General features: G+C 63.5%; 3 protein-coding genes. All 3 read right to left on the bottom strand.

All coding sequences use genetic code 11. From position 1 onward, the window contains the following. On the bottom strand, positions 1-1,139 hold a 1,139-nt coding region (locus tag ACR0DO_RS19385), incomplete at its 3' end, for a glycine dehydrogenase (protein WP_480561078.1). A gap of 115 nt (positions 1,140-1,254) precedes the next feature. Then, entirely contained in the window at positions 1,255-1,620 is a 366-nt protein-coding gene (gcvH, locus tag ACR0DO_RS19380; protein ID WP_170672996.1) for a glycine cleavage system protein GcvH, read from the bottom strand. A gap of 18 nt (positions 1,621-1,638) precedes the next feature. Continuing rightward, on the bottom strand, positions 1,639-2,721 hold a 1,083-nt coding region (gcvT, locus tag ACR0DO_RS19375; protein ID WP_480561077.1), incomplete at its 5' end, for a glycine cleavage system aminomethyltransferase GcvT.

Here is a 2,721-nt window from a genome sequence, read left to right as displayed (position 1 = left end):
AAGCCCGCCTCTTCCAGACCGGCGGCCAGGCGCGAGGTCTTGCGGTGCACCGATTGCGCGATGGCCTTGATGCCGTCGGGGCCGTGATAGACCGCATACATCGAGGCAATCACCGCCAGCAGCGCCTGCGCGGTGCAGACGTTCGAATTGGCTTTCTCGCGGCGAATGTGTTGCTCGCGGGTCTGCAGCGACAGGCGGTACGCCTTGTTGCCGCGGCTGTCGATGCTGACACCGATGATCCGGCCGGGCATCGAGCGCTTCAGCTTGTCGGTGGTCGCCATATAGGCGGCGTGCGGGCCACCAAAGCCCATCGGAACGCCAAAGCGCTGGGTCGAGCCGATGGCGATATCCGCGCCCATCTCGCCCGGTGACTTCAGCAGCGCCAGCGACAGGATGTCGGCGGCGACGATGGCGATGGCTTTATGTTCGTGCAGCGCCGCAATCTCGGCGGTGTAGTCGCGCACGTGGCCGTGGGTGCCGGGATACTGGAAGATCGCGCCAAACACCGCGCCCGCGTCGAGGCTGTCGGGATCGCCCACCTGCACGTCGATGCCCAGAGGCTCAGCCCGGGTTTTGATCACCGCGATGGTCTGCGGGTGGCAGTTGCGGTCGACGAAGAAGGCCGCGTTATTGGCCTTGGACCGGCCGCCGCGCTTGGCCATCGCCATGGCTTCGGCGGCGGCGGTGGCTTCGTCCAGCAGTGAGGCGTTGGCCACGTCCAGCCCGGTCAGATCGCTGACCATGGTCTGGAAGTTCAAGAGCGCCTCAAGTCGGCCCTGGCTGATCTCGGGCTGATACGGCGTATAGGCGGTGTACCAGGCCGGGTTTTCCAGGATGTTGCGCAGGATCGGCGCCGGGGTGGTGGTGCCGTAATAGCCCTGACCGATCAGCGAGGTCAGAACCTTGTTCTTGCCCGCCACCTGCCGCATGTGAAACAGCGCATCCCGTTCGGTCATCGCCGGACCCCAGTCCAGCGGGTCCTTCTGGCGGATCGCAGGGGGAACGGTGGCGTCGATCAGTTCGTCCAGCGTCTTGAAGCCGATCACCTTGAGCATGTCGCGCATCTCGGTCGGTGACGGGCCAATGTGGCGGCGATTGGCGAAGTCATAGGCTTCGTAGTCGGTCAGTTTGAAGGCCATGTGTTGCGCTCCTCAAGGAATGTCTCGGCCAGCCGGTCTGGCGGATGCCTCCGGCGGGAGTATTTGGGAAAAGATGAAGCGGGTGGAGCCCCAATGCCGGGGCTCCGGTTCTGGCTCAGCCGATGAAGGCCTTGTAGCCGGCCTCGTCCATCAGATCTTCCAGCTGCGACGCGTCTGCGATCTTGATCTTGTAGATCCAGGCCTCGCCCTCGGGGTCTTCGTTCAGCGCGCCGGGGTTGTCGGCCAGCGTCTCGTTGACCTCGGTAATCTCGCCATCGACCGGGGCATAGAGCTCGGACGCGGCCTTGACGGATTCGATCACGCCGATCTCACCGTCCTTGGCAAATTCCTCGCCCGCGTCCTGCTGCTCGACAAAGACCACCTCGCCCAGCTGCTCGGCGGCATGCGCAGTGATGCCCAGCGTGGCGGTGTCGCCTTCGACGGTCAGCCATTCATGCTCTTCGGAATAATAGGTTGCCATTGTGTCTCTCTCCTGACTTCAACGCTTGTAATTCTGTGTGACGAAGGGCAGCGCCACGATCTCGGCCGGTTGCGCCTTGCCCCGGATGATCAGGTTCACCTTCTCGCCCGGCTCGCCATGGCCTTTGCTCACGTAGCCCATCGCCACCGGTCCGCCGACCGTGGGGCCAAAGCTGCCCGAGGTGATCTGACCGATGGTGTTGCCTTCAAGGCATTGTACCTCGACACCCTGACGCGCGGGCGCGCGGCCTTCGGGCTTGATGCCCACCAGCTTGCGCGCGGGGCCTTCGGCCAGTTCTTTCTGGACACGCTCAGCGCCCGGAAAGCCGCCTTCTTCCTTGCGGCGCTTCTGGATCGCCCAGCCCAGAGAGGCCTCGATCGGCGAGGTGCTCTGGTCGATGTCATTGCCATAGAGGCACAGGCCTGCCTCCAGCCGCAGGCTGTCGCGCGCGCCCAGGCCGGCTGGCTCGCAATCCTCATGCGCCAGAAACGCGCGGGTGATCTCGATGGCCTTGTCCTCGGGGATCGAGATCTCATACCCGTCCTCGCCGGTATAGCCCAGCCGCGAGATGCGGCACTCGACGCCGTTGATCTCGGCCACGGTGGTTTCCATGAAGGTCAGGTCACGGGCGGCGGGGCAGAGGTCGCCCACCACATCCTCGGCCTTGGGGCCTTGCACCGCAACCAGCGCACGGTCGAAGATCTCGGTCACTTCGACGCCGTCCAGATTGGCCTGCATATGCGGAATGTCCTGATGCCGCAGCGCTGCGTTCACGACGACGAAGTAGTGATCCCCCGCGTTCGACACGATCAGGTCATCCATGATCCCGCCTTGCGGATTGGTGAAAAACCCGTACCGCGCCTTGCCTTCCTTCAGCGTCGCATAGGCCTGCGGGCAAAGCGCTTCCAGCTTCTCACCCACATTCTCGCCCCGCAGGATCACCTGACCCATATGAGACACATCAAACACCGCCGCCTTCTCTCGGCACTGCTTATGCTCTCCCATGATCCCCAAAGGATACTGAACAGGCATCTCCCAACCCGCAAAATCAACCATCTTGCCACCCAACTCAACATGCAAGTCGTACAAAGGCGTGCGTTT

Source organism: Ruegeria sp. AM9 (assembly GCF_056540565.1).
Note: the sequence above shows the minus strand (reverse complement) of the source record. Positions and strands in the feature narration are given on the sequence as shown.

What these genes read in the sequence shown, in the direction of transcription:
- gcvH (WP_170672996.1), bottom strand. Translation starts at nt 1,620, where the DNA reads ATGGCAACCTATTATTCCGAAGAGCATGAATGGCTGACCGTCGAAGGC.